Raw genomic sequence first — 26,184 nt, forward strand, 5'->3', positions numbered from 1 at the left:
TCTTTTAAATTGGTTATTTTAGTAAACTTTTTCAAAACTAAAATAGCCAATTTTTATTTTCTATGGATATTCAAAATACGATTCAAAAATTAAGGGAAGAATTAAATCAACACAATTATAATTACTATGTGTTAGATAAACCAATAATTTCTGATTATGAATTTGATGTGAAATTAAAGCAACTTCAAGAGCTTGAAATTCAAAATCCGGAATACTTTGACGAAAGTTCTCCAACCCAACGTGTAGGTGGAACGATAACCAAAAATTTTCAAACGGTTACTCACGAACACCGAATGTATTCCCTAGATAACTCCTATTCCAAGGAAGAATTAATTGATTGGGAGAAGCGCATTCAGAAAGTTCTAGGTAATGTTCCCTTAGAGTATACTTGCGAACTAAAATATGATGGTGCTTCTATCAGCATTACGTATGAAAATGGAATTCTAAAACGTGCTGTAACTCGTGGTGATGGTTTTCAAGGGGATGATGTGACTAATAATATTAAAACCATAAAATCAATTCCATTAAAATTAAAAGGTAATTTTCCGCCTAAATTTGATATCCGTGGTGAAATCATTTTACCTTTTATTGGTTTCGAAAAAATGAACCAAGAATTAATTGAAATTGGTGAAACACCGTATTCAAATCCTAGAAATACAGCTTCAGGTAGTTTAAAGCTACAGGATAGCGCAGAAGTAGCAAAACGACCTTTAGATTGTTTGTTGTATTTTTTAATTGGAAATAATCTTCCTTTCAAAACACAATTTGAAGGTTTAGAAACTGCAAGAAAATGGGGATTTAAAGCTCCAAAAGAAACAACTTTAGCTAGCAGTTTAAACGAAGTTTTTGAGTTTATAGATTATTGGGATATTCATAGGCATGATCTTCCTTACGAAACGGATGGTGTCGTGGTTAAAGTAAATTCATTTCACCAACAAGAAGAGTTGGGATTTACTGCTAAATCACCTCGCTGGGCAATTGCATATAAATTCAAATCAGAACAAGTTTCAACAAAATTAAATTCTATTTCATACCAAGTAGGACGAACAGGTTCTATAACGCCTGTTGCTAATTTAGAACCAGTGCAACTGGCAGGAACCATTGTAAAACGGGCTTCCTTACATAACTCTGATCAAATAGATAAATTAGATATCCGTGTAGGAGATACTGTATTTGTAGAAAAAGGAGGAGAGATAATTCCTAAGATTATTGCTGTGGATTTCAGTATGCGTCCCGAACATTCAGAACCAACAAAATATATTTCACATTGTCCGGAATGCAATACAGAATTAGTCAGATCTGAGGGTGAAGCGAATCATTATTGTCCAAATTTTTATGGTTGTCCGCCGCAGATAATAGGAAGGATAAAACATTTCGTCAGTAAAAAAGCTATGAACATAGATAGTTTGGGCGGGGGTACAATAGATTTGTTATATTTCAATAAAAAAATCATTGATTATTCGGACTTATATTTTTTGAGATTTGAGCATATTTTTGGCTTAGAGAAATGGTTGGACAACGATGAATCAGGATTAAAAAATCATAATCAGCTTCAAGTTAAATTAGACAAAGCAATTTTTGGACTATCAAAAAATTGGGGTAATTTAACTTTAGTTGAATGTGAAAAAATTGCAAAAGAAATTATAAAAATAACTGATGTTTTTAATTTAAATGTTTTGGAGTTAGGAATAGATTTGAAGAAGTTTAAAATTTTCTGTGAAAAATTTTCAGCATCAATTATCTTCATTAATGAAAGTATTTATTATTCTTTTGATCATTACATATCCTTAAATTATTTATTGGATTTAAAATTCAAGGATTATTTCTTAAAAGATATTTTTATGCAATCATCATTAAATGATTTGAATTATATTGATAATTTGTTAAGTAATGAAAACTTAAAAAAGGATAAGAAATTTGAAGCTTTTGTTGCCAGTATTGCTGATAGAAATAGGGTTGGCATAAAAGAACAATCGGCTAAGATTATTATTGAGTCAATTGAAAACTCTAAAAAAATACCTTTTGAAAAAGTTCTTTTTGCAATTGGTATTAATGATGTTGGGGAAGTGGGAGCAAAAAATTTAGCTTCACATTTTAAAAACATTGATAATTTAATTGCAGCTTCTTTTGAAGAATTAACCGCAATTAGAGATGTGGGTGTTAGTACAGCAAAAAATATTATTGGTTTCTTTGCAAATAATCATAATCTAGAAATAATTAATAGATTAAAAAGTTGCGGATTGACTTTTCATGTTGAAGAGAAAGAATTATCATCTAATAAATTGGAAGGTTTGACATTTGTTATTTCAGGAACCTTTGATGTTGAAAGAGATGAACTTAAGAAAATTATAGAAGATAATGGCGGTAAGAATGTTGGTTCACTCTCAAAAAGTACTTCATATTTAATTGTTGGTGAAAATATGGGACCTGCGAAGAAAGAAAAAGCTACAAAGGACAATGTTAAGATGATTTCAGAATATGAATTTTATGATTTGATAAAATGAAAAATAATTTTGTAGCAATTGATTTCGAAACATCGTATGGGCACATTCCGTGTTCAATAGGTATTGTTGAATTTATTGATGGAAAAGTAGTAAATGAATTTTACTCATTAATTAAACCAATCGATTTAAAATTTAATCCAATTAATTCAAGAATAAATGGTATTCATCTTGAAGATGTTTTTAATGAAAGAGAATTTGATCAAATATGGGACGAAATTGAACATTTTTTTGTTGATCGAGTAATAATTGCACATAATTCTTCAACAGATATTACAGTTTTAGAAAAAACCTTAAATCATTATAGAATTCACAAGCCTAATTTTGATTCTTATTGCACTTTAAATATAGCAAAAAGTGTTTTGGATATTGAAAATTATAAATTATCTACATTAGCTAAATATTTTAATATCAAGCAAGAAGATTATCATAATGCTTTAGAAGATGCTTTCGTTTGTGGGAAAATTTTTATTGAAATGTTTGATGATTTCAATAATAAAGTAAGTAGACCTCTAAACTCCATAAAATCATTAAGAAGTGAAGTTCGTAACTATAAACAATATTTGCAAATAAACGATAATAGTAAGATTATAAAAAAATCATATGTTTGGAATGCTACAGATAAACTTTTGGGCAAAACATTTGTAGTTTCAGGAGTGTTTGAGAAATTTTCTAGAGACGATTTGAAAAAAGCGATCGAAGATAATGGAGGAAAAGTGGGTAGTTCTATTTCGGCAAAGACTGATTATGTCATTGCTGGTGATAATATGGGTCCTGCCAAACTTGATAAAGCCAATAAGCTTAATATTTCGATAATTTCCGAAGATGATTTTATCAATTTAATTACTAAAACTAATGCAGTTACAGAGTAAGAAATATAATTTTTTGACTGAAAAGACACTCATAGGGTTGATTTTTTCAATTTCAATTATTGGAGTTCTGGCAGAATTATTTTCCTATAAAATAATTTTGTTAGCATATCGACCTTTGATTGCGTTCTTAATTTTATGTCTTTATTGGATAACTTCTAAGGAAAGAAATATTCTTTTTTTTATAACTACTTTTTTTTTGTTGCTAACAAGTATATTTATTATATCGGAGTCTCAATTTTTTTTAATAATGGGAATGGCGGGGATTATATTACACAGAATATCCCTTATTGTTTATATTATAAAGCTAAATAAGGTTAAAGATTTTAAACCGGTAATAATAGCTATAATTCCTTTTTTGTTTGTATTTTCATATTTCTTGTCTATTACGGATGGGATTCCAGAAGGGAGTTATTACGCTTTGTTAGTCCAAAATATATTAGTATCCATTCTTGGGGGAGTTATTTTGTCTAATTATTTTATGAATGAAGATACTAACACTCCTTGGCTATCCATATTTGGAGTACTATCTGTAGCATTATATTTTACCGTTTTTATCGAGAAACTTTTTTTAAATAATTTGCCACAAACATTCTTTAGACCATTGGGAATGATTTTATATGTAACGAGTTATTTTGCTTTTTTTAAATTTGTGATTGACACAGAAAGGATAAATGCTGCAACAAAAGAAGATATAGAATAAATAATTATTGAGGTATGTTTTAAATAAAAAAAATCGATTATAGCTACACTATAATCGATTTTCCTTCATAATCTTTTGCCTTATTATTGTCTACATAAAAGTCAATTCTTCCTAAGTTAATCCCATAGCAACCTACTTGATTTACTAAAACTTCTTTTCCCAAAAGATTCTTCACAATTGTAGGTTTGTCCAGAAAAGTATGGGTATGACCACCAATGATCAAGTCAATGTCTTGAGTCTGTTCAGCTAATTTTAAATCACAAATCTTATTAGGCTCGTCTCTATATTTGTATCCTAAATGCGACAAACAAATTACGATATCACATTGTTTCTCTTTCTTTAAAATACGGACCATATCTTGAGTTGTTTCTAGCGGGTCATTATAAACTGTTTCTTTATACATACCCTTATCAACCAGACCTGCAAGCTCTATTCCAATCCCAAATACACCTACTTTAATACCATTTTTGTTGAAAATTTTATACGGCTTCACAAAACCATCCATCACAGTATTTTTAAAATCATAATTGGCTGATAAGAACTCAAACTTTGCATGTGGCATCTGAACATGTAAACCTTCAACACCGTTATCAAAATCATGGTTTCCTATTGTAGACGCATCATATTGCATCATACTCATCAATTTGAACTCTAATTCGCCTCCATAATAATTAAAATAGGGTGTTCCTTGAAAAATATCACCTGCATCGAGCAACAAAACATTTGGATTTTCCTTTCTGATTGTTTCAATCAATGCTGCTCTTCGTGCCACGCCACCCATATTTGCATTTCTTGGATGATCTGCAGGAAAAGGGTCTATGTAACTGTGAACATCATTCGTGTGTAAAACCGTTAAATGGTTAGTTTTAGAGGTCTCAAAACTACTCAATGACACACCTAAACTCAATAAAGCTGAACCAGCAGCTGTTTTTTCTATAAATTCTCTTCTTTTCATTTTATATTTTTTTGGGGCTACTTCCCGCTTTTAGCTACATTTTTTTTAATCGTTAAAAAACGATAAAAAAGAAATTTAACTTCAAATGTAATTCACTGAACTCCTATGAGAATAAAAGTTAGGTGAAGTAATTGGGGCTAGGGCTTTATATTATCAAAATTACTTTTTGTTTATTTAAAAATAAATACTGACACTGAATTCTGTATACTCATTTTTATTCCACAGTAATTCTTACGTCTTTTATGACAGGAATGGTATCCACTTCTTTAAAATAATCAATAAGAATATTTCGTAACTTATACTCTAAATCAAATTTCTGAACACCTTTTTTAAAGAAAATCATATTATCTCCACCGTTTGATAAATAATCATTGGTCCCTACGTAGTAAATTGCCTCTTTTTGAACAAGTTTTCCTTGAACTAATATGTTTTTAGCAACATTATTTTTATCAATTGTAAAGGTTACTCCGGCTAATGGATGCGGTTTTTTTTCAGCAATAAAAAAGTCGACCATTTCAAGAATTTGTTCACCTCTTAACGCTATGACAACTAAACTATTTTCAAAAGGCATAATTTCAAAAGCTGTTCGGGCAGTAATATTTCCTTTTGGAAGTATGGAACGAATCCCTCCGCTATTGAGCAAACAAATATCAATATTCTTTTTTTCTCTGGCTTGAAACACTATGTTTCCTCTACTTAATGTAACATCTGCCATTAAATTACCAATTGTAGTTTGCCATTTACCAGAGCTTTTATCTAATGTTTCCGGGCAATAAGCTAATACACTGTCTAAATCTTTATTAATGTGTTCTCTGTACGGTTTAATAAAATTTTCAATTTGAGGGACTTGAATTTGCTTTTCGGTAACAGGAATTCGCTTGCCTTCTATCTTAGTGATGTAATAATTTTGTTTGCTACAGGATGCAATAAAAAAAAATGTTAAGAATATAACAAAAAGTTTAGAAACATCGTTATACTTTTTTAGATTTACCATTTTAAATGCGACTTTATTAATTAATTTTGTAATCAAGTAAAAGTAATATGTTTTTAAATCATATAAAGGATTTTTTTGTAAAAAAAACATTAAAAAAAAGCTTTCAAAATTTAAAAATCATTGAGTCAGTTAATGTTGTAAAAACTATTGGTTTACTGGTTGATAGCAGTCGTTTTGCCGATACGGAATTATTGGTTGAGCTGTTAAAAGCAAATGGAATTTTACCAGAAAACATTACGGTAATTGTTTATGGTGATAAATTTAAGAAAACTTTAGAGAGAGAGTATTCTGTATTTAATTTTGGAGTTTTAAAATGGAATGGTGAAGTTTCTTCTCCTGATTTGATTCATTTTATCAATGAAAAATTTGATTTGTTAATCAGTTATTACGACATAGAAAAAGCAGTTTTGTTAAAAATCACTTATGATTCAAAAGCGCAATTCAAAGTTGGTTTTTCATCAATTGACAAAAGATTAAATCATCTTATGATTAAAACAGATGTCGATAATTATACACTTTTTGTAAGTGAGTTATTTAAATATTTAAAAATATTAAACAAAATATAAATCTAATATGCAATCATTAATAGGTACTGGTGTTGCTCTTGTAACCCCGTTTAAAGAAGATTTTTCAATTGACACCGAAGCATTAACAAGAATTGTAAATTTTTCAATCGATGGAGGAATTGAATATCTTGTAGTTTTAGGGACAACTGCAGAAAATGCAACATTGTCTCCAGAAGAAAAAGAATTAGTTATTCGCACCGTAATTGAAGCTAATAATGGTGCTTTGCCATTAGTGTTAGGGGTAGGTGGTAATAATACCGCAAAAGTTGTTGATGAGTTAAAAACAAGAGATTTGTCAGCTTTTGCTGCTATACTTTCGGTGTCTCCTTATTACAACAAACCAACTCAGGAAGGAATTTATCAACACTTTAAGGCTGTTGCTGAAGCTTCGCCAATTCCAGTAATTTTATACAACGTTCCCGGAAGAACGGCAAGTAATATGTTGCCTTCAACTGTTTTGCGTTTGGCTAATGATTTTGAAAATGTAGTGGCTATCAAAGAAGCTGCAGGAGATCTAGTTCAAGCAATGCAATTGCTAAAAAATAAGCCGAAGGACTTTTTGGTAATTTCAGGTGATGATATGATTGCTTTGCCAATGGTTTTGGCAGGTGGATCAGGTGTGATATCTGTTATTGGGCAAGGTTTTCCCAAAGAATTTTCAGAAATGATTCGATTAGGATTGAATCGTAAAGTGGATGAGGCATTTAAATCTCATTATTTTTTAGCAGACTGTATTGACATGATTTTTGAGCAGGGAAATCCAGCAGGAATCAAACAAGTGTTTCTATCACTGGGAATTTCAGAAAACACCGTACGTTTGCCATTAGTAAATGTAGATAATTCGTTAGCAGAAAGAATTGATCAATTTGTCAAAAAAGTGAATAAACAAGGTTAAAATAAGTGTCTTTTTTTAATCAAAAAATATATTTTGAAGTCGCTAAATTAATAACTAAATTTGCCACCGAAACTTCGGTATGATTTTATGGGTAGTTTCTGCCAAAAAATCATAAAAAAAGTAAAAAAATGAAAAAAATAATATCTCTATTGCTTCTAGTCGCTCTAATCAGTTCTTGTAGCGAATATCAAAAAGCATTAAAAACCGAAGATGTCGCTGTTAAATTTGAAATGGCGACTAAATTATACGATGAAGGAAAATACTCCAAAGCGATTCGTATTTTTGAACAAATTGCTCCGGCGTATAGAGGGAAACCTCAAGCAGAGAAATTATTTTATATGTTTTCTCAATCCTATTATAAAACAAAGCAATATTACCTAGCAGGGTATCAATTTGAAAGTTTTGTTTCTGGTTATCCAAAAAGTGATAAACTAGAAGAAGCAGCATATTTAGGAGCAAAAAGCTATTCTATGTTGTCACCAGTTTATAGTTTAGATCAAACAGACACTAATAAAGCTTTAGATAAATTACAAACATTTATTGATAATTATCCTAATTCAGAATTTTTGTCAGAGGCTAATGCTACTGTGAAACTGCTTAGCGAGAAAATAGAACAAAAGGTTTATGAAAATGCTAAAGGATACAATACTATTTCTGATTTCAAATCAGCGATTGTTGCATTAGATAATTTTGTAGCAGATTATCCAGGAACTCCATTGAAAGAAGACGCTTTATTTTACAAGTTAGATTCAGCCTATCAATTAGCAATTAATAGTATTCCAGCAAAAATGGAAGAACGATTAAATGTTGCTAAAGCAGCACAAATGAATTTAATTAAGTTTAAAGCAGATACTAAATACAAACAAGTTGCAGACGAAATGTTAGCACGAATAGATAAAGATTTACAAAAATTTACTAAATAAATAAAGTCATGGATTTAAAAAAGACGAATGCTCCAGTAAATACAATAACATACAACAAAACTGTTATTGAAGAACCTACTGGTAATGTGTATGAAGCGATAACCATTATGGCTAAAAGAGCAAACCAAATCAATTCTGAAATTAAAAAAGAATTGACAGAGAAATTGGAAGAATTTGCTACTTATAATGACAGTCTTGAAGAAGTTTTTGAAAACAAAGAACAAATAGAGGTTTCAAAATTTTACGAAAAACTACCTAAGCCACATGCTTTAGCAGTTCAAGAATGGTTAGATGGTAAAATTTACCACAGAGATTCAAATAAATAATCGTTTACTATGTCAGTTTTAAGCGGTAAGAAAATTCTACTTGGAGTTTCTGGTGGAATTGCAGCCTATAAAACAGCAACATTAGTTCGACTTTTCATAAAAGCAGGTGCACATGTCCAAGTGATAATGACACCTGCTTCTAAGGATTTTGTAACTCCTCTTACGTTATCTACTTTATCTAAAAATCCTGTTCATTCCAGTTTTTATAATCAAGACGATGAAAATGAAAAATGGAATAATCACGTTGAGTTAGCTCTTTGGGCTGATTTGATGGTTATTGCTCCAGCTACTGCAAATACTTTGTCTAAAATGGCAAACGGAACTTGTGATAACCTTTTGATTGCAGCCTATTTATCAGCTAAATGTCCGGTGTATTTTGCTCCTGCAATGGATTTAGATATGTACAAACATTCTTCTTCTATTGCTAATTTCTCCTCTTTGTCTAAATTTGGCAATGTCAAAATTCCTGCGGAAAGAGGTGAATTAGCAAGCGGATTATCTGGTGAAGGAAGAATGGCTGAACCTGAAAATATTATTGCTTTTATTGAAGCTGATTTAAATAGTAAATTGCCGCTTAAAGGAAAAAAAATATTAATTACTGCCGGTCCTACATACGAAGCTATAGATCCTGTGCGTTTTATAGGAAATCATTCTTCGGGAAAAATGGGTTTTGATATCGCGATTAGTGCCGCAAAAATGGGAGCTTCGGTGATTTTGGTATCGGGACCTACAAATTGTAAAGTTTCTAATCCATTAATTAAAGTGATTCCTGTTGTATCTGCAGAAGAAATGTACATGGCTTGTCATCAGTTTTATCCAGATGTAGATGTTGCTATTGCAGCAGCTGCTGTTGCAGATTATAAACCTAAAAATTTTGCAAATCAAAAAATAAAAAAAGCTGCGGATCATTTTACAATTGAGCTCGAAAAAACGAAGGATATTTTGGCTTCTTTGGGTGATAAAAAAAATAATCAGTTTTTGATAGGTTTTGCTTTAGAAACAGAAAATGAAATTGAAAATGCGACCTTGAAAATTCAGAAAAAAAACTTAGATTTGATTGTTTTAAATTCGCTTCAAGATACGGGTGCTGGTTTTGGTACAGCTACTAATAAGGTAACTTTTATCGATAAATACCTTAATATTGAGCCAATGGAATTAAAATCAAAGGAAGCGGTTGCTGATGATATTCTAGAAAAGGTAAAAGTACATTTTATGAAATAGGGTTGCAGATTAATACTCAGTAATAGTGGTGTTTGAACTGTAATTAACCGTTAAGAAATAATAAAAATCTTCAGATGAATAAAATAGTTGTTTTTTTTCTGCTTTTTTCTTTTGGGCTTACGCAAGCACAACAATTAAACTGTACGGTTACTGTTGATTCACAAAAATTGAGTGTTACAAATCAGCAAGTTTTCAAATCATTACAAACTTCTATTAGTGAGTTTGTAAATAAAACAGATTGGACTGGACAAACGCTTAAACAAAATGAGAAAATTAATTGCTCGATGTATATTACTGTTTCCTCGAACAACTCAGATCAATTTACAGCAACCATTCAAGTTCAATCTTCTAGGCCTATATTTAATTCTTCTTATTCTTCTCCAATACTAAATTATAATGATAAAGACTTTAGTTTTAGATATACAGAGTTTGAAAATTTGATTTTTAGTCCCACTACTTTCGATTCTAATTTAGTTTCTGTATTGGCTTTTTACAGTTATATGATTTTAGGGATGGATGCAGATACTTTTGTTGCTGAGTCTGGAAATTCTTATTTTGATATAGCTCAAAACATTTCTAATGTCGCTCAACAAGGTGGTTTTAAAGGATGGAGTCAAGCTGATGGAAACCAAAATCGCTACTTTTTGATAAACGATATTTTATCTCCAGCTTTCAAACAAGTACGACAAACTATGCTTGATTACCATATAGGTTTGGATCTGATGAATAAAGATTTAAAAGGCTCTAAAGAAAAAGTAAAAGAATCATTAATTGATTTGGCTAAATTAAACGCATCTAGACCAAACGCATTTTTAACACGTGTTTTTTTTGATGCTAAATCGGATGAAATAGTTTCTATATTTTCGGGTGGTCCCAGTATTATAATTTCAGATTTAGTTGATAATCTGAATAAAATTTCTCCCTTGAACTCTAGCAAATGGGTAGCAATTAAATATTAATTGGCTTTCAATTTTTGCTTAATTTTACTTTTCCAAAAAAATAAACATATTAAATGATAACGTCACTTTCGATAAAAAACTATGCTTTAATAGAAAAATTGACTATCGATTTTTCAAAAGGTTTTTCAACAATTACTGGAGAAACCGGTGCGGGTAAATCAATAATTTTAGGAGCATTAGGCCTGGTTTTAGGAAAAAGAGCCGACTTGACTTCCTTAAAAAACAAAGAAGATAAGTGTATTATTGAAGCTCATTTTGAAATTTCTAAGTACAATTTACTTCCTTTTTTTGAGGCAAATGATTTAGATTACGAGAATGATACCATAATCAGACGTGAAATCCTTCCTTCGGGAAAATCAAGAGCTTTTATTAATGACAGTCCCGTAAACCTTCAGGAATTACAAGAACTGAGCTTGTTCCTGATTGATATTCATTCGCAACAGCAAACACAAGAACTTTCAGATGAAAATGTGCAGTTCAATATTATTGATGCAATTGCCAATAATAAAGAAACAATTTTGGAATATCAATCGATTTTAAAAAGCTTTAAATCGGATAAATCTAAATTAAATGCTCTGTTGAAAAGACAAAGTGAATCTAAAAAAGAGCAGGAATACAACACTTTTTTATTAGATGAATTAGTTGCAGCGCAATTAAAATCAGGCGAACAAGAAACTCTTGAAGCTGATTTTGAAAAACTAAATAATGTTGAGATTATAAAAGAAGCTATCGATAAATCTTTGGCTATAGCCAATGAAGAACAAATTGGTGTTTTACATAATTTAAATGAAATTAAGATTTCATTACAAAAAATCGCCTCTTTTTCGACTGAATATCATACTTTGTTAGATAGGATTACAAGTTTGACAATTGAGTTTGACGATATTTCAGATGAATTGAACCGCTGTTCAGAGAAACTGATAAATGATCCAGAACAGTTAGATTTAGTCAGTCAAAAGTTACAGGTTTTATTTAATTTGCAAAAGAAGCACCAGGTTTCATCTGTTGATGAACTACTGGAAATTCAAACTAATCTTGAGAATTCGGTCTTAGAATTAGGTAATATGGAAGATGAGATTGTGGTTCTGACGGATTCTATTGAACAGAAGACAGTTGAATTAAATGCTTTTTCGGAAGCAATCCATAACAATAGAGTGGAAGCTGTTCCAGTATTATCTCAAAAATTGATTGCCATTTTAGAAACTTTGGGAATGCCAAATGTTCGTTTTAATATTGATATTAAGACTACTGAAACCTATTTTTCAAATGGAAAAGATGAACTTCAGTTTTTATTCTCGGCTAATAAAGGAACTGATTTTGGCTTATTGAAAAAAGTGGCTTCTGGTGGAGAAATGTCTAGAATTATGCTTGCTGTTAAGGCGATTTTAGCACAATATTCAAAACTACCTACTTTGATTTTTGATGAAATTGACACCGGTGTTTCTGGAGAAATTGCAATTAGAATGGGTGAAATCATGAAAGAAATGAGTCAGGATATGCAAATTTTTGCTATTACCCATTTACCACAAATTGCTGCTAAAGGAATTGCACATTTTAAAGTGTTTAAATCGACTGTTGGTGAAGACACGCTGTCTGAATTGAAGCTTTTAAATGATGATGAAAGGATTGTTGAAATCGCGCAAATGTTATCAGGAACTGTTGTTTCTGATTCGGCCTTAAATCATGCTAAAGCCTTGTTGAACTGATTTTTTAAATTATATTTGTCATCTTTTAAGACATAGATATTGCTTAAAATAATATTTGAATAATAAATAAACGAATAACCAAAAATATGATTATCGAACCAAGAATGAGAGGATTTATTTGTACGACATCACACCCAAAAGGATGCGAGCAAAATGTTAAAAATCAAATAGAATATATAAAATCAAAAGGGACAATCGACGGTGCAAAAAAAGTATTAGTAATTGGAGCCTCAACCGGTTTTGGTTTGGCCTCTAGAATTACAAGTGCTTTTGGTTCTGATGCAGCAACTATTGGTGTGTTTTTTGAAAAAGCGCCTTCTGAAGGAAAAACCGCTTCACCGGGTTGGTATAACTCAGCTGCTTTTGAAATGGAAGCTCATAAAGCGGGTTTATATGCAAAAAGTATCAATGGAGATGCTTTTTCTAATGAAGTAAAACAACAAACATTAGAACTTATAAAAACCGATTTAGGTCAAGTGGACTTAATAATCTATAGCTTGGCTTCTCCTGTTCGTATGCATCCGGTTACTGGTGTTTTGCATCGTTCTACGTTGAAACCTATCGGAGGTACCTTTACGAATAAAACGGTTGATTTTCATTCTGGTAAAGTTTCAGAAATATCCATCGAGCCATGCAGTGGTGATGATATTGAAAATACTGTAGCCGTTATGGGTGGTGAAGATTGGGCTATGTGGATTGATGCTTTAAAAGCCCAAAATCTTCTTGCTCCAGGAGCTACAACAGTTGCTTATTCTTACATTGGACCATCATTAACAGAAGCTGTATATAGAAAAGGGACAATAGGTCGCGCAAAAGATCATCTTGAAGCGACTGCATTTGCGATTACTGACAGTTTAGCTGACATTGATGGAAAAGCATTTGTTTCTGTGAACAAAGCACTAGTTACACAAGCAAGTTCTGCAATTCCTGTTATTCCATTGTATATCTCTTTGTTGTATAAAATAATGAAAGAAGAGGGAATTCACGAAGGTTGTATAGAACAAATTCAACGTTTGTATCAAGAAAGATTGTATACCGGAAATGAAGTTCCTGTAGATGAAAAAGGAAGAATCCGTATTGACGATTTAGAAATGCGTGCTGACGTTCAGGAAAAAGTTGCTCAATTATGGATTGAAGCTATGACTGAAAATTTAGCTGAAATTGGGGATTTAGAAGGATATAGAAAAGATTTTTACAATCTATTTGGTTTTGACGTATCAGGTGTAGATTATAAAGCGGATGCAAACGAAGTAGTAAACATCGAAAGTATTGCATAATCCTAATTACTGAATTAAATATTTATAAAACCATCAATTAATAGTTGATGGTTTTTTTATGGATAAAGGTTACATTTGTTAAAATTTTTGAAATCTAAAATTCACATTAATACCCCACTTTACATTTATGTTTTTTTCCCTAATCATACCCGTTTATAATCGTCCTGACGAAGTTGATGAACTATTAGAAAGTTTATCGCAAACAACATATTCAGAAATATTTGAAATTGTTTTAGTAGAAGATGGGTCTACTTTAGTATGTAAAGATGTTGCTCAAAAATATGGTGACAGATTAAATATATCTTATTATTACAAGGAAAATTCAGGGCCTGGTGATTCCAGAAATTACGGAATGCAGAAAGCCAGAGGTGATTATTTTATCATTTTCGATTCAGATTGTATTATCCCAACGCAGTATTTATCAGAAGTTGATTCCGCTTTAAAACAAAACTATGTGGATTGTTTTGGAGGACCTGATAAGGCTTTAGATAGTTTTACAGATATTCAAAAAGCTATCAATTTCGCAATGACTTCTTTTTTGACTACGGGTGGAATAAGAGGTGGCTCGGAAAAAATCGATAAATTTCAACCCAGAAGTTTTAATATGGGATTATCCAGAAAAGCATTTGAAGCTTCCAAAGGTTTCGGAAATATACATCCTGGAGAAGACCCAGATTTATCAATTCGTTTATGGAATCTAGGCTTTGAAACCAAACTGTTTCCTACTGCGTATGTATATCATAAGAGAAGAATTGATTGGGAAAAGTTTTCAATTCAGGTGAATAAATTTGGAAAAGCAAGACCTATATTGAATAGTTGGTATCCAAAATATAATAAACTGACTTTTTTCTTCCCTTCCGTTTTTATCATTGGGTTTTTTACTTCAGTTGTATTGTTATTCATTTTTAATTTTGATTACTTGCTTCAGTTGTATTTTATTTACTTTTTGGTATTGTTTTTGGTGTCTTCTTACCAGAATAAGAGTGTTAAAATAGGCTATTTATCAGTAATAGCGGTATGGAAACAGTTTTATGGTTACGGTGTAGGTTTTATCAAATCATATTATAAAGTAATTATTTTGAAACAAAACCCCCAAAAAGCATTTCCTGAATTATTCTTTAAAGTATAATATGACAAAAATTATTGGTTTGACTGGTGGTATCGGAAGTGGAAAAACTACCATTGCAAAGTATTTTCAATCCTTTGCGATTCCAGTTTATATTGCTGATGATGAAGCAAGAAAGATTATGCAATCTCCAGAAATTATCAACGCCATTAAAAATACTTTTGGAGAGGATATTTTTGAAAACGGGATATTAAATCGTGAAAAACTGGCCGAAATTGTTTTTAACGATCCAGAAAAATTAGAAAAACTCAACAATATTGTTCACCCTGCCGTAAAAAAGCATTTTGACCATTGGCTTTTGCAAAATAAAGAAGCGCCTTACGTACTTTATGAAGCAGCTATTCTATTTGAAAGTGGACGATACAAAGACTGTGATTTGATTATAACGGTGACTGCTCCTTTAGATATAAGGATTCAGCGTGTTATAGATCGTGATAAAACTTCGCGTAAACTTGTTTTAAAAAGAATAAATACACAATGGACAGATGAAAAACGAATTTCTAAAAGCGATTTTGTCATCGAAAATATTTCACTTGAAAACGCAAAATTAGAAGTTGTTAAAATTCTTAAATTTTTAAAGATTAAACAAAAAGAGGTATAGGTGTTAATGTTTGGTTAATCTATTATTTAATATATTGTTAAAATACTAAATTTGTTTAAATGAATAAGCTTTTTTTTAGATTACTTGTTTTATTGATGAGTCTATCCTTAATTGGGATAATTCTTGTTCAAGTGTATTGGTTCAATACTTCATTTAAGAATAATGATGAACAGTTTAAATTCCATGTTAAGCAAGTTATAGGTAATGTTGCTGATAAGATTCAAAAGCAAGAAACATATAGTTTCTATGATAAAATAAATCATTACAAAGACAGTACTGGAAAAGTGCCTGAAAAGGATGATATATTAGAATTTTATTATGTGCAGAAAAATCCAAGAACAAATAAAACGATTATTTATTCTAATAGTATAATTTCTGAGGATTTTAATATATCACCAACGTTCTTTGATAAAAAATTTGATAGTGAAAAATTTAAAAGCTTTAGTTCTAAACGGGTAACTGAAGTTTACAATAATAATTCGGTAGATAAATCTGGAGTGAGTCAAAGTTTGATTCCTGATGTTAGAATTGAAAAATCAGGTAATCTGGATATTTTAGATAATGCTCTTTTTGAAATCTCAGCAAAGGATGTTTTGTCTGCGATGCCTCTTGAAGAACGTGTTTCTATTGATGTTTTACAGAAACTGATAAAAAAAGAATTAGCAGAATATGGTATTGAAACAAAATTTGAGTTTGGTATTTACAGCAATAATTTAGCTACTAAAATTAAATCAAATGATTTTAAATATGATAAAGAAGCCACCTATTCAATTCCAATATTTACAGATAACGAAGGAAATAGTTCGTACCAATTGTTAGTAACATTTCCGCTTAAAAAGAAATTTTTGTTGTCAGAACTCGTTAGTATTACAGTTCTTTCTATAGTTTTTACATTAATTATTTTAATAGCTTACACAAGTGCGTTAAATCAATTGATTCGTCAACGCCAAATTTCTGAAATCAAAAACGATTTTATTAATAATATGACGCATGAATTTAAGACACCTATTGCAACAATCAATTTAGCTTTGGATGCAATAAAAAATCCAAAGATAATAGATGACAAAGAGAAGGTTTTGAGGTACCTTCAAATGATTAAGGATGAAAATAAACGTATGCATGCACAAGTTGAAAATGTACTTCGCATTTCTAAATTAGAAAAGAAAGAATTAGATATTACTAAGGAATCAAACAATATTCATGAAATTATTGAAGATGCAATAGACCATGTAAATTTAATTTTAGAAGACAGGCAAGGATCAATTAGCTGTCATTTTAAAGCCATTAGAACAACAGTATTAATTAACGATGTACATTTTACTAATGTCATTGTGAATATTTTAGAAAACGCGATAAAATACTCGCCTGAGATTCCTGAAATTGAAATTTTTACTGAAAATATTAAAGATATGGTCATTATCAAAGTTAAAGATAGTGGTTTGGGAATGAGTAAAATAGCTCAAAAAAGAATTTTTGAAAAATTTTACAGAGAGCATACTGGTGACATTCATAACGTTAAAGGTCACGGTTTAGGATTAGCTTACGTAAAAAGAATTGTTGACGATCATAATGGTCAAGTATATGTAGAAAGTGAAAAGGGAAAAGGGAGTACCTTCATAATAAAATTACCATTAATAAATTAGAATATGGAAAATGTAAATAAAAAAATACTTCTTGTTGAAGACGACCTTAATTTTGGTGCGGTTTTAAAAGATTATTTAATGCTAAATGATTTTGATGTAACTTTGGCCAAAAATGGAATGGAAGGATTTGAAAAGTTCAAAAAGGATACCTATGATCTATGTATTCTGGATGTAATGATGCCTTATAAAGATGGTTATACATTAGCGAAAGAAATTAGAGAAAAAAATAATGAAGTGCCTATTATATTTTTGACAGCAAAATCTATGAAAGAAGATGTGTTAAAAGGATATAAAGCTGGCGCTGACGATTACTTGAATAAACCTTTTGATTCAGAAGTATTGTTGATGAAAATCAAAGCAATAATCCAAAGAAAATCATCGGATACTAAAACAGAGCAAGTACAGTTTGAATTCAATATTGGAAAATTTCATTTGAATTCAAAGTTGCGTTTTCTAACTTTTAAGGATGAAGAACCAATAAAATTGTCTCCAAAAGAGAATGAATTATTAAAAATGTTAATACTTCATGAAAATGATTTGATGCCAAGAGAATTAGCCTTGACTAAAATCTGGAGAGATGACAACTATTTTACTTCAAGAAGTATGGATGTGTACATCGCCAAGCTAAGAAAATATCTAAAACTCGATGAGGATGTTGAAATTTTAAACATCCACGGAGAAGGATTCAGATTAGTGGTTAAAAATAAAGTAGCAGAATAAATACAGATAAGCCTCAAGAAATTGAGGCTTTTTTTTTGGATTTAAAAGACTATTTTTTCCAGTTCAATTGTAATGCAAAACTTGTTTTATCTTCTTTTGTAATACTAAAAACGGTTTCTTTTTCGGATATATTTTCGTGAATTACTACTTTATCTTTTAGGGATAATTCTTTTAAGAAATTCATTTCGAAGCTTTCGATATGTTGATTAAGTATTAATTCTTCATCGGCTAAATCCAAACACCATTCTAGATATTTGACATTATTGACATGATTTACAATATCTAAATCAGATAAAAAGACATTTTTTTCGAAAACTATTTCTTTCTCTTTGTTAATATTGATTTTAGAGAAACCTTCAAGAGTAGCTCTTTTTTCAGGATATAATTCAAAATGTTCATAAGGCAACGCTAATCCTTCTGGTCGACGTTTTTTAGTATTGAATACTGCCCAGAAAGTCTCAGAGCCTACAATTTTTTCTCCATTTACATGCATTTCTAATGCTCTAACTGAACGGGAATTTTCTAAGGAATTAATCCATGTTTTTACGGTTACAGTATCACCCCATTTTGGTAATTTGGTTATCTCGACACGCATTCTGCTTAAAACCCATGCTTGGTCAAATTCCTGCATGTCCGTAAAACTGATTCCGCCTACTTCTGAATGAGCAGCAGCCGTTAATTGCAGTATATTACATAAATCTGTGTATTTTAAAAAACCGTTTGGTGCGCATTGTGTAAAATTGATTTCCCAATCTTTGCTTAATATGGAAGTGAAATTTGGAGAGATAGGCATATAAATAATTATGAATTATGAATTTGTATTTTAGACATTTAATGTATTGGTTTACTTTTTTGAATTAATGTAATCCACAATAGTTTCATAGGGAGTTTCAAAATCAAACCATTTGGTATTTTCATTTCTTTTGAACCAAGTCAATTGACGTTTAGAAAATCGTCGGGTGTTTTTCTTAATTTCTTCGATGGCAAATTCTAATGAAATTTCTCTATCAAAATAACTGAATAATTCTCGATAACCCACGGTTTGTAATGCATTCAACTCCTTGTTTGGAAATAAAGTTTTTGCTTCTGCTAATAAACCTTCGTTCATCATAATGTCTACGCGTTGATTGATTCGGTTGTAGATGTTTTTTCTGTCGGCTTCTAGACCTATTAAAATTGGCGTAAAATTGCGACTGTTTTGCTTTTGATTTAAAAAAGATGAATATGGTTTTCCAGAACCTAGACATACTTCTACAAAACGCATCATTCGTTGCGGGTTTTGTAAAGTTTGAGGATTTTCGGCAGTTAAAGTTTTATAATATTCAGGATCTAAAATTTCGAGTTTTTGCTGTAAATATCCGATTCCTAGTTTTTCATAATTTGAATTTATTTCTAAACGAACTGCTGCATCAATTTCTGGAAATTCATCAAAACCTTTTAGAATTGCATCGACGTACAATCCGGAACCACCTACGAGAATTGCATAATCATTAGTTAAAAATAGGTCGTCCAGTTTTGCAATCGCTTCTTTCTCGAAATCACCTACGGTGTAATTCTCGAATATGGATTTATTTTGAATGAAATGGTGTTTTGCTGCAGCTAATTCTGTTTTGTTTGGAACTGCTGTTCCAATAGCCATTTCTTTGAAAAACTGTCGGCTGTCGCAGGAAAGAATATCACATTTGAAATAATTAGCTAAAACAATGCTTAAGGAAGTTTTTCCGATAGCTGTAGGTCCGACAATAGTGATTAGGTATTTCATATTTTTTTAACCCAGATGGAAATGGAAACCCCGCAGTTATGAAAGTTAGTTTTTCTTGGTATAAAAGAGCGACTGGAGGAAGCTCCTTTTATGCCTTAGAAAAACAACTGAAGTAACGAGGAGTTGCAGTGTACAGCTGGAATTGCTTCAAATTAATAAATTATAGTTCTGCTCCGCAATGGAAGCAATATTTAGCATTAAATTCGTGACCCTCGGTACCGCATTCATTACAAGGATTGATTCTCTCAGACCTTGGTTTTTTGCGGTTGCTGTTAGCAAATTCAGCTGAAACAATCCCTGTAGGCACCGCTATTATTCCGTAACCCATAATCATTACTACTGAAGCAATGGCTTGTCCGAGTGGCGTTATGGGCGAAATATCTCCATATCCAACGGTGGTAAGCGTAACGATGGTCCAGTAAATACTGATAGGAATGCTGGTGAATCCGCCTTCTTCCCCCTCGATTACATACATTACAGAACCTATTATGATGCTGCTGATGAGCATGAAATAGATAAAAATCAATATTTTACCTCGGCTGGCAATCAAAGCTTCTTTTAAATGTGTGGACTGACTGGAGAATTGTGGATGCTTTAAAATTTTAAATAAACGCAATAATCGGAGTGCTCTGACGACTGTTAAAATACTTGTTCCAGCAAAAAACAACGAGAAATACATGGGTAAAGTCGCTATCAAATCAATAATTCCATAGAAACTAAATATGTATTTCCAGGGTTTTTGGATTGAAATGATGCGCAGAATGTATTCTAAAGTAAAAAACACAGTGATTACCCACTCTAAAATAATGAGTTCGTGATGGTATTTAATATCGAAACCTTTTACAGTTTCGAGCATGACGATAATGACACTTAATAGAATTACGCCTAAAAGAACAAGATCAAATAATCGTCCGGAAACTGTATTGGTTCCGTAAATTACGATATTAGTTTTTTGTCTGAAAGCGTCAAATTTCGACTTAATTCTTTGCATAATGAAGTTTAAATTATTTGCAATCGATTAGAATTTTATGATTTTCAATGTTTTACTTTTTCTAACGTGACCTTGAATGATATTGCGTACATCCCTATTATTTTGCATAGGAATAATAATATTTTTAAGAATTTCAATATTGTTTATTTGATAGTTTAAATCATAAAAAGCATAGCCTTTGTACAACCCGTTTTCTATCAAAACTGCAGAACGTTCGCTGATGGTTCTACCTTTGTCAATCAAAACCATATTTTGGTTTTCAAAGGTATTTTTATCTATAAATTCTTGAACTCTTGCGTTGTACACTTCTGGAGAAATTTCGCCTATACAAGCTCCGTCACATTCTTTTATACTGTATTGAAAACAATTGGATTTAGAATGATACAAACCGGTTAATTTCTGGCATAAATTGTAATGAGAGGTGATTCTGAATAACGCATTTTTACCTTCTTGAATGGAAGTAAAGGAGGTGATTTCTTTTTTTCGACCGTCCGCTTTTTGTAGTTTCAAGTTAACGTACCCATTGTCGTCTTTCTCCGCATACAAAGCCAGTTGAAAAATACTTTTTCGTTGTGCTCTGTTGTAAATGGGTTTGTTGATTTTTATTTCTTCACTTTCTTTTAATAAAGCTATTAATTCACTTCCGGTTTCATCATAAGTTACGGTGAAAACTTCGGCTTGAATCTTTTTACATTTCGTGGAGGTTCCTGTAAAATGCTGGTTGATGCGTTTTTTTATGTTTCGGCTTTTGCCAATGTAAATTAGATTCCCTTTTTCATTATGAATGTAATAGATACCAGTTTTAGCAGGTAAGCCAGCCACAATATCAAGTAATTTAGGAGCAATTCCTTTTTCGATTTCCAGTTTTATAAAATCTTTTACGATTTCTTTCTCTAGATCTTTTTCTAGAAGAATTTTGAATAGTTTAACAGTTGCTAAAGCATCTCCACTTGCTCTGTGTCTGTCTGCCATTGGGATTCCAAGAGCACGAACTAATTTTCCTAAACTATGAGAGGGTTGCTCTGGCAGTAATTTTTGTGATAGAGCAACGGTGCAAAGTGTTTTTGCTTCAAAGTCATAGCCTAATCGTCGGAATTCAGTTCTTAGGATTCTGTAATCAAAAGAGGCGTTATGAGCCACGATTACACAATCATTTGTCATTTCGATGATGCGTTTTGCTACTTCAAAAAACTTGGGTGCCGATTGTAACATGGCGTTATTGATACCAGTGAGTTTGACCACAAAAGGCTGAATTGGGATTTCTGGATTGACCAAACTAACAAACTGATCCACGATTTCATGTCCATCAAATTTATAGATGGCAATTTCAGTGATTCCTTCTTCGTTAAATTGTCCTCCAGTGGTTTCTATGTCGAGTATTGCGTACAAAATAAGTATTCAGTGTTCAGTTTTTAGTATTAAGTTTTTAAGAAGATATTATCTCTTCTTCAATCAAAAATCATTAATCTTAGATTAAAAATCAAAAATTAATTTCTTCCCCCAAAGATACTACTTCCTATTCGAACCATAGTACTTCCACACTCAATTGCGAGTTGATAATCACCAGACATTCCCATTGAGATAGTTTCCAGTTGGCAGTTTTCAGTTTTCAGTTTTTTTGATTTTTCGAAAATTGTTTTCAAATGAGTGAATTCTTTCTTGATTTGATCTTTATTTTCTGTGAAAGTCGCCATTCCCATTAATCCAACAATTCTAATATTTTTCATTTCATGAAATTCGTTTGACGATAGGAGTGAAGCGAGCTCTTCCTCGTCAAGACCAAATTTAGTTTCCTCTTCGGCAATATAAATTTGTAGCAAGCAATCGATAATTCTATCATTTTTTAATGCTAGTTTATTGATTTCGTGTAGTAATTTCAAACTGTCAACACCATGGATCAAGCTCACAAATGGAGCCATAAATTTGACTTTATTGGTCTGAACGTGACCTATCATGTGCCATTGAATGTCTTTGGGCATTTGTTCCCATTTCTCCGCCATTTCTTGAATTTTGTTTTCTCCAAAAATGCGTTGACCAGCTTCATAGGCTTCCATTAAATCCGAAACAGGTTTAGTTTTTGAAACCGCCACAAGGGTTATATGTTCTGGTAAAGTGGATTTTATATTGAGTAAATTATTTTTTATTGACATTTTAATGTTTTGATTTTAAATCGTTACAGATATCTAAAGTTCATAAACGACTAATCCGCTTCTAAACTTTGGTTCAATATAGGTGCTTTTTGGAGGCATAATTAGATTGGCATCAGCCAAGGCTTTTATTTCTCCAATATTTGAAGGGAATAAAATAAAACCGATTTCAAATTCTCCCTGATCAATTTTGTTTTTTACTTCTAATACGGATTGTTTTCCTGAAAGGTATTCTATTCGTTCGTCATTTCGTAAATCTTCAATGGCAAGTATTGGTAGTAACACTTTTTTGTATAAAATTTGAGTGTCTAAACTATCTAAAGCTGTATTGAAAACTTCATTTTCTTTTCGTAAAATTAAGCTGTAAAATTCATTATCTAGATACATTCCAAACTGATGCTTTTGAGAAGGCTGAAAGGGTTGTTGAAATTTATTTTCAACAATAAAGTTCTGGTTTAATTCCTTTATCAAATCTTCTTTAGAGAAACCGTTTAAATCCTTTACTAAACGATTGAATTCATATATTTTGACATTATTTTCAGAAATCAAATAGCTCAAAATATGGTTTTTTGTTGTGTTTTCTGGTTCTTCATTTTCCTCAGATAATAATTTTAATGCTTCAGTACGATGATGACCATCAGCAATATATAGATTATTAGTCTTTTCAAATATGTTTTGTAACCAATTGATTTCTAATGCATCTTCAATTTTCCACAAATAATGAATTTCTTTTTTTGTTGTTGAAAATTCAAAATCAGCTAATTTTTGGGTACAGTTAAAAATCCAGTTTTCTATTGTTTTATTATCCGGATATGTCATCAAAACTGGTTCGGTATTGAACTCAGAATATTTCATATACTCTTTCAATAATCGGACTCTGAAAGCAATAATATCCTCATGTTTTTTGATGACATCATTGCGATAATCTTCTACGCTTGTGCCGGCAATAATTCCCGTAAAAGATTGTGTTTTGGTAACGATCTTGTGAATATAAATAGCTGGTTTTTTGTCTTTTACCAAAATGATTTCATTTTTGAAATCCTCATATTTTTGATGAACTTGGCGGTATCTTTTTTCGAAAGACACAGTTTCTTGATTGGTATAAGCAGGTTTTAGAATGTGCAAAAAAGACAACGGATTGAAATCCAATTGCGCCGCTAATTCTGCATTTACATATTCTTCATAAGAACGACAGGTAACAAGACAAACTTTGTCGCGAGTAGGACGGACTGCTTTGAAAGGAACTATTTTAGCCATCTGTTTTAGTTTTCAGTCACAGTCGCAGCTTTCAAATTTTCGTAAAACCTGAAAACTACGACCGAAAACTGTGACTGTTATATAAATTGGTTAGAAATTTTTTCGGCTTTTTTACTTTCAGAATAGTCATAGAAACCTTCACCGGATTTCACTCCCATTTTGCCTGCACGTACCATATTAACCAGTAAAGGGCAAGGTGCATATTTTGGATTTTTGAAACCGTCGTACATTACATTTAAAATGGCTAAACATACATCAAGACCAATAAAATCAGCAAGTTGTAAAGGTCCCATTGGGTGTCCCATTCCAAGTTTCATTACAGTGTCAATTTCATAAACACCGGCAACTTTGTTGTATAGAGTTTCAATAGCTTCATTAATCATTGGCATCAAAATTCTATTGGCAACAAAACCTGGATAGTCATTTACTTCAACAGGTGTTTTTCCTAATTTTTCAGAGAGATTCATGATGATTTTCGTCACTTCGTCGCTTGTATTGTACCCACGAATGATTTCGACTAATTTCATAATAGGCACCGGATTCATAAAGTGCATCCCAATAACGCGCTCTGGATGCGACACAACAGCTCCAATTTGAGTAATAGAAATAGAAGAAGTGTTAGTCGCTAAAATCGTATTATGAGAACAAGCTTCGTTTAATTGCTTGAAGATGTTTAGTTTTAATTCAACATTTTCAGTTGCTGCTTCAACTACTAAATCAACACCTACAACTCCGTCTTTGATATCCGTGTAAGTTATAATATTGGTAATTGTTTTGGCTTTATCTTCTTGGGTAATGCTTCCTTTTGCAATCATTCGGTCTAAATTTGCGGCGATTGTTGCCATTCCTTTATCTAATGATTTTTCTGAAACATCTATTAATTTAACGGTAAAACCACTTTGTGCAAAGGTATGGGCGATTCCATTCCCCATTGTTCCTGCTCCGATTACGGCTATTGTTTTCATTCTTTTTTTGTTTAGAATATTTAAATTTTATGATTTAAAGATTACTTTTTAAAGCAATCAATAATTTGATATGCAACACGAAGTGCTTCCGTTGCTTGTTCTAACGTTACCTCAGTTTCTGTACCATTGATTATTGCATCAGCAAATGATTCCAACTCGTCAAGAATTGCATTGTTTTGTTCTACATCTGGATTCGAAAAGTAGATTTGTTTTTTAACACCTTCGGCATTTTGTAAAATCATATCAAAGTCTCCAGGAACTTCCGGAGCATCTTTCATTTTGACCACTTCACATTTTTTTTCTAAAAAATCAACGGAGATGTAAGCGTCTTTTTGGAAAAAACGAGATTTTCGCATGTTTTTCATCGAAATTCGGCTTGCTGTTAAATTAGCAACACAGCCATTTTCGAATTCAATCCTTGCATTAGCTATATCTGGTGTATCGCTGATCACTGAAACACCACTAGCACTAATATTTTTCACCTTGGATTTTACCACGCTCAAAATAGCGTCAATATCGTGAATCATCAAATCTAAAACTACAGGAACATCAGTTCCACGAGGATTGAATTCTGCAAGACGATGCGCTTCAATAAACATAGGGTTTTCAATCATGTTTTTAGTAGCGATGAATGCAGGATTAAACCTTTCCACATGTCCAACTTGACCTTTTACATTATATTCTTTTGCTAAGGCAATAATTTCTTCGGCTTCTTCCACCGTATTTGAAATGGGTTTTTCTATAAAAACATGCTTCCCAGATTTAATAGCTACTTTGGCACATTTATAATGAGAAAGCGTTGGTGTTACAATGTCAATTACATCAACTGCATGAATAAGAGTTGCAATTGTGCTAAAATTTTTATAGCCAAATTCTTTAGAAACCTTTTCGGCATTTTCTTGATTTGGGTCATAAAAACCAACTAATTCATATTTATCAGATTGTTGTAATAAACGCAAATGTATTTTTCCTAGATGACCAGCACCTAATACTCCAATTTTCAGCATAACGATGTAATTTTTACAAAAATAGCAATAAAATGATTAATCTTTTATCGATATGAGACAATTATTCAGT

Annotated in this window: 24 protein-coding genes and 2 pseudogenes; 16 read left to right on the plus strand and 10 right to left on the minus strand. The window is 31.5% G+C overall.

Annotated features, from left to right (window positions below; translation table 11 throughout):
* Positions 1-62 precede the first annotated feature (62 nt).
* The 4 genes and pseudogenes from ligA (at position 63) to DFR66_RS06290 (ending at position 4,073) form a co-directional block, all read left to right on the plus strand.
* Positions 63-2,504 (plus strand): NAD-dependent DNA ligase LigA, encoded by a 2,442-nt coding sequence (gene ligA / locus DFR66_RS06280; protein ID WP_114753989.1) that lies wholly within the window; start codon positions 63-65, stop codon positions 2,502-2,504.
* Positions 2,501-2,959, plus strand: a pseudogene (locus tag DFR66_RS14005) (exonuclease domain-containing protein); the annotation flags it as partial. The gene ligA and the pseudogene DFR66_RS14005, both read left to right, overlap by 4 nt.
* A 156-nt stretch (positions 2,960-3,115) precedes the next feature.
* A pseudogene (locus DFR66_RS14010) lies at positions 3,116-3,373 on the plus strand (BRCT domain-containing protein); the annotation flags it as partial.
* A gap of 13 nt (positions 3,374-3,386) precedes the next feature.
* On the plus strand, positions 3,387-4,073 hold the full coding sequence (locus DFR66_RS06290; RefSeq protein WP_146841119.1) for a hypothetical protein: 687 nt from the start codon (positions 3,387-3,389) through the stop codon (positions 4,071-4,073).
* A gap of 43 nt (positions 4,074-4,116) precedes the next feature.
* Here the strand turns inward: DFR66_RS06290 and DFR66_RS06295 are convergent, their stop codons facing one another.
* Positions 4,117-5,028, minus strand: a complete 912-nt coding sequence (locus DFR66_RS06295) for a bifunctional metallophosphatase/5'-nucleotidase (RefSeq protein WP_114753992.1) — start codon at positions 5,026-5,028, stop codon at positions 4,117-4,119.
* A gap of 214 nt (positions 5,029-5,242) precedes the next feature.
* Positions 5,243-6,022 carry a 5'-nucleotidase C-terminal domain-containing protein gene (locus DFR66_RS06300; protein ID WP_114754078.1) on the minus strand — a complete coding sequence of 260 codons (780 nt, stop codon included), beginning with the start codon at positions 6,020-6,022 and terminating at the stop codon, positions 5,243-5,245.
* A gap of 47 nt (positions 6,023-6,069) precedes the next feature.
* Between DFR66_RS06300 and DFR66_RS06305 the strand changes: the two genes are divergently transcribed.
* The 12 genes from DFR66_RS06305 to DFR66_RS06360 all read left to right on the plus strand — a co-directional run bounded on the left by DFR66_RS06305 (position 6,070) and on the right by DFR66_RS06360 (position 17,985).
* Positions 6,070-6,588 carry a DUF6913 domain-containing protein gene (locus tag DFR66_RS06305; RefSeq protein WP_114753993.1) on the plus strand — a complete coding sequence of 173 codons (519 nt, stop codon included), beginning with the start codon at positions 6,070-6,072 and terminating at the stop codon, positions 6,586-6,588.
* Positions 6,589-6,595: 7 nt separating this feature from the next.
* Positions 6,596-7,483 carry a 4-hydroxy-tetrahydrodipicolinate synthase gene (gene dapA / locus DFR66_RS06310; protein WP_114753994.1) on the plus strand — a complete coding sequence of 296 codons (888 nt, stop codon included), beginning with the start codon at positions 6,596-6,598 and terminating at the stop codon, positions 7,481-7,483.
* 128 nt (positions 7,484-7,611) lie between these two features.
* Positions 7,612-8,406, plus strand: a complete 795-nt coding sequence (locus DFR66_RS06315) for an outer membrane protein assembly factor BamD (protein WP_114753995.1) — start codon at positions 7,612-7,614, stop codon at positions 8,404-8,406.
* 8 nt (positions 8,407-8,414) lie between these two features.
* On the plus strand, positions 8,415-8,732 hold the full coding sequence (locus DFR66_RS06320) for a DNA-directed RNA polymerase subunit omega (RefSeq protein WP_026709525.1): 318 nt from the start codon (positions 8,415-8,417) through the stop codon (positions 8,730-8,732).
* 9 nt (positions 8,733-8,741) lie between these two features.
* Positions 8,742-9,953 carry a bifunctional phosphopantothenoylcysteine decarboxylase/phosphopantothenate--cysteine ligase CoaBC gene (gene coaBC / locus DFR66_RS06325; RefSeq protein ID WP_114753996.1) on the plus strand — a complete coding sequence of 404 codons (1,212 nt, stop codon included), beginning with the start codon at positions 8,742-8,744 and terminating at the stop codon, positions 9,951-9,953.
* A 74-nt stretch (positions 9,954-10,027) separates the two neighbouring features.
* Positions 10,028-10,912 carry a type IX secretion system protein PorD gene (porD, locus tag DFR66_RS06330; RefSeq protein ID WP_114753997.1) on the plus strand — a complete coding sequence of 295 codons (885 nt, stop codon included), beginning with the start codon at positions 10,028-10,030 and terminating at the stop codon, positions 10,910-10,912.
* 53 nt (positions 10,913-10,965) lie between these two features.
* A complete protein-coding gene (gene recN, locus DFR66_RS06335; RefSeq protein WP_114753998.1) occupies positions 10,966-12,618 on the plus strand; it encodes a DNA repair protein RecN in 1,653 nt (550 codons plus the stop codon).
* An 86-nt stretch (positions 12,619-12,704) separates the two neighbouring features.
* Positions 12,705-13,895, plus strand: a complete 1,191-nt coding sequence (gene fabV / locus DFR66_RS06340) for an enoyl-ACP reductase FabV (RefSeq protein ID WP_114753999.1) — start codon at positions 12,705-12,707, stop codon at positions 13,893-13,895.
* Positions 13,896-14,022: 127 nt separating this feature from the next.
* Positions 14,023-15,024: a glycosyltransferase gene (locus DFR66_RS06345; protein WP_114754000.1), complete on the plus strand. Its 1,002-nt coding sequence runs from the start codon at positions 14,023-14,025 to the stop codon at positions 15,022-15,024.
* A 1-nt stretch (position 15,025) separates the two neighbouring features.
* Positions 15,026-15,622: a dephospho-CoA kinase gene (gene coaE, locus DFR66_RS06350; RefSeq protein WP_114754001.1), complete on the plus strand. Its 597-nt coding sequence runs from the start codon at positions 15,026-15,028 to the stop codon at positions 15,620-15,622.
* Between the two features lie 59 nt (positions 15,623-15,681).
* On the plus strand, positions 15,682-17,265 hold the full coding sequence (locus DFR66_RS06355; protein WP_114754002.1) for a sensor histidine kinase: 1,584 nt from the start codon (positions 15,682-15,684) through the stop codon (positions 17,263-17,265).
* Positions 17,266-17,268: 3 nt separating this feature from the next.
* Positions 17,269-17,985, plus strand: coding sequence for a response regulator transcription factor (locus tag DFR66_RS06360; RefSeq protein ID WP_114754003.1), 717 nt, complete (start codon positions 17,269-17,271; stop codon positions 17,983-17,985).
* Between the two features lie 49 nt (positions 17,986-18,034).
* Here DFR66_RS06360 and DFR66_RS06365 read toward each other — a convergent pair whose 3' ends face one another.
* The 8 genes from DFR66_RS06365 to DFR66_RS06400 form a co-directional block, all read right to left on the minus strand.
* A complete protein-coding gene (locus DFR66_RS06365; RefSeq protein ID WP_114754004.1) occupies positions 18,035-18,778 on the minus strand; it encodes an acyl-[acyl-carrier-protein] thioesterase in 744 nt (247 codons plus the stop codon).
* Positions 18,779-18,829: 51 nt separating this feature from the next.
* Positions 18,830-19,747: a tRNA (adenosine(37)-N6)-dimethylallyltransferase MiaA gene (gene miaA, locus DFR66_RS06370; RefSeq protein ID WP_114754005.1), complete on the minus strand. Its 918-nt coding sequence runs from the start codon at positions 19,745-19,747 to the stop codon at positions 18,830-18,832.
* A gap of 160 nt (positions 19,748-19,907) precedes the next feature.
* Positions 19,908-20,738: an ion transporter gene (locus DFR66_RS06375; RefSeq protein ID WP_114754006.1), complete on the minus strand. Its 831-nt coding sequence runs from the start codon at positions 20,736-20,738 to the stop codon at positions 19,908-19,910.
* 27 nt (positions 20,739-20,765) lie between these two features.
* A complete protein-coding gene (locus DFR66_RS06380; protein ID WP_114754007.1) occupies positions 20,766-22,127 on the minus strand; it encodes an exonuclease domain-containing protein in 1,362 nt (453 codons plus the stop codon).
* A gap of 98 nt (positions 22,128-22,225) precedes the next feature.
* Complete coding sequence (locus DFR66_RS06385; RefSeq protein WP_114754008.1) at positions 22,226-22,888, minus strand: YggS family pyridoxal phosphate-dependent enzyme; 663 nt, start codon at positions 22,886-22,888, stop codon at positions 22,226-22,228.
* A 33-nt stretch (positions 22,889-22,921) separates the two neighbouring features.
* Entirely contained in the window at positions 22,922-24,142 is a 1,221-nt protein-coding gene (locus tag DFR66_RS06390; protein WP_114754009.1) for a DUF1015 domain-containing protein, read from the minus strand.
* Between the two features lie 77 nt (positions 24,143-24,219).
* On the minus strand, positions 24,220-25,107 hold the full coding sequence (locus tag DFR66_RS06395; protein WP_114754010.1) for a 3-hydroxyacyl-CoA dehydrogenase family protein: 888 nt from the start codon (positions 25,105-25,107) through the stop codon (positions 24,220-24,222).
* 41 nt (positions 25,108-25,148) lie between these two features.
* Positions 25,149-26,114 (minus strand): Gfo/Idh/MocA family protein, encoded by a 966-nt coding sequence (locus tag DFR66_RS06400; protein WP_114754011.1) that lies wholly within the window; start codon positions 26,112-26,114, stop codon positions 25,149-25,151.
* Positions 26,115-26,184 lie beyond the last annotated feature (70 nt).

Source organism: Flavobacterium glaciei (genome assembly GCF_003350545.1).
Classification (GTDB): domain Bacteria; phylum Bacteroidota; class Bacteroidia; order Flavobacteriales; family Flavobacteriaceae; genus Flavobacterium; species Flavobacterium glaciei.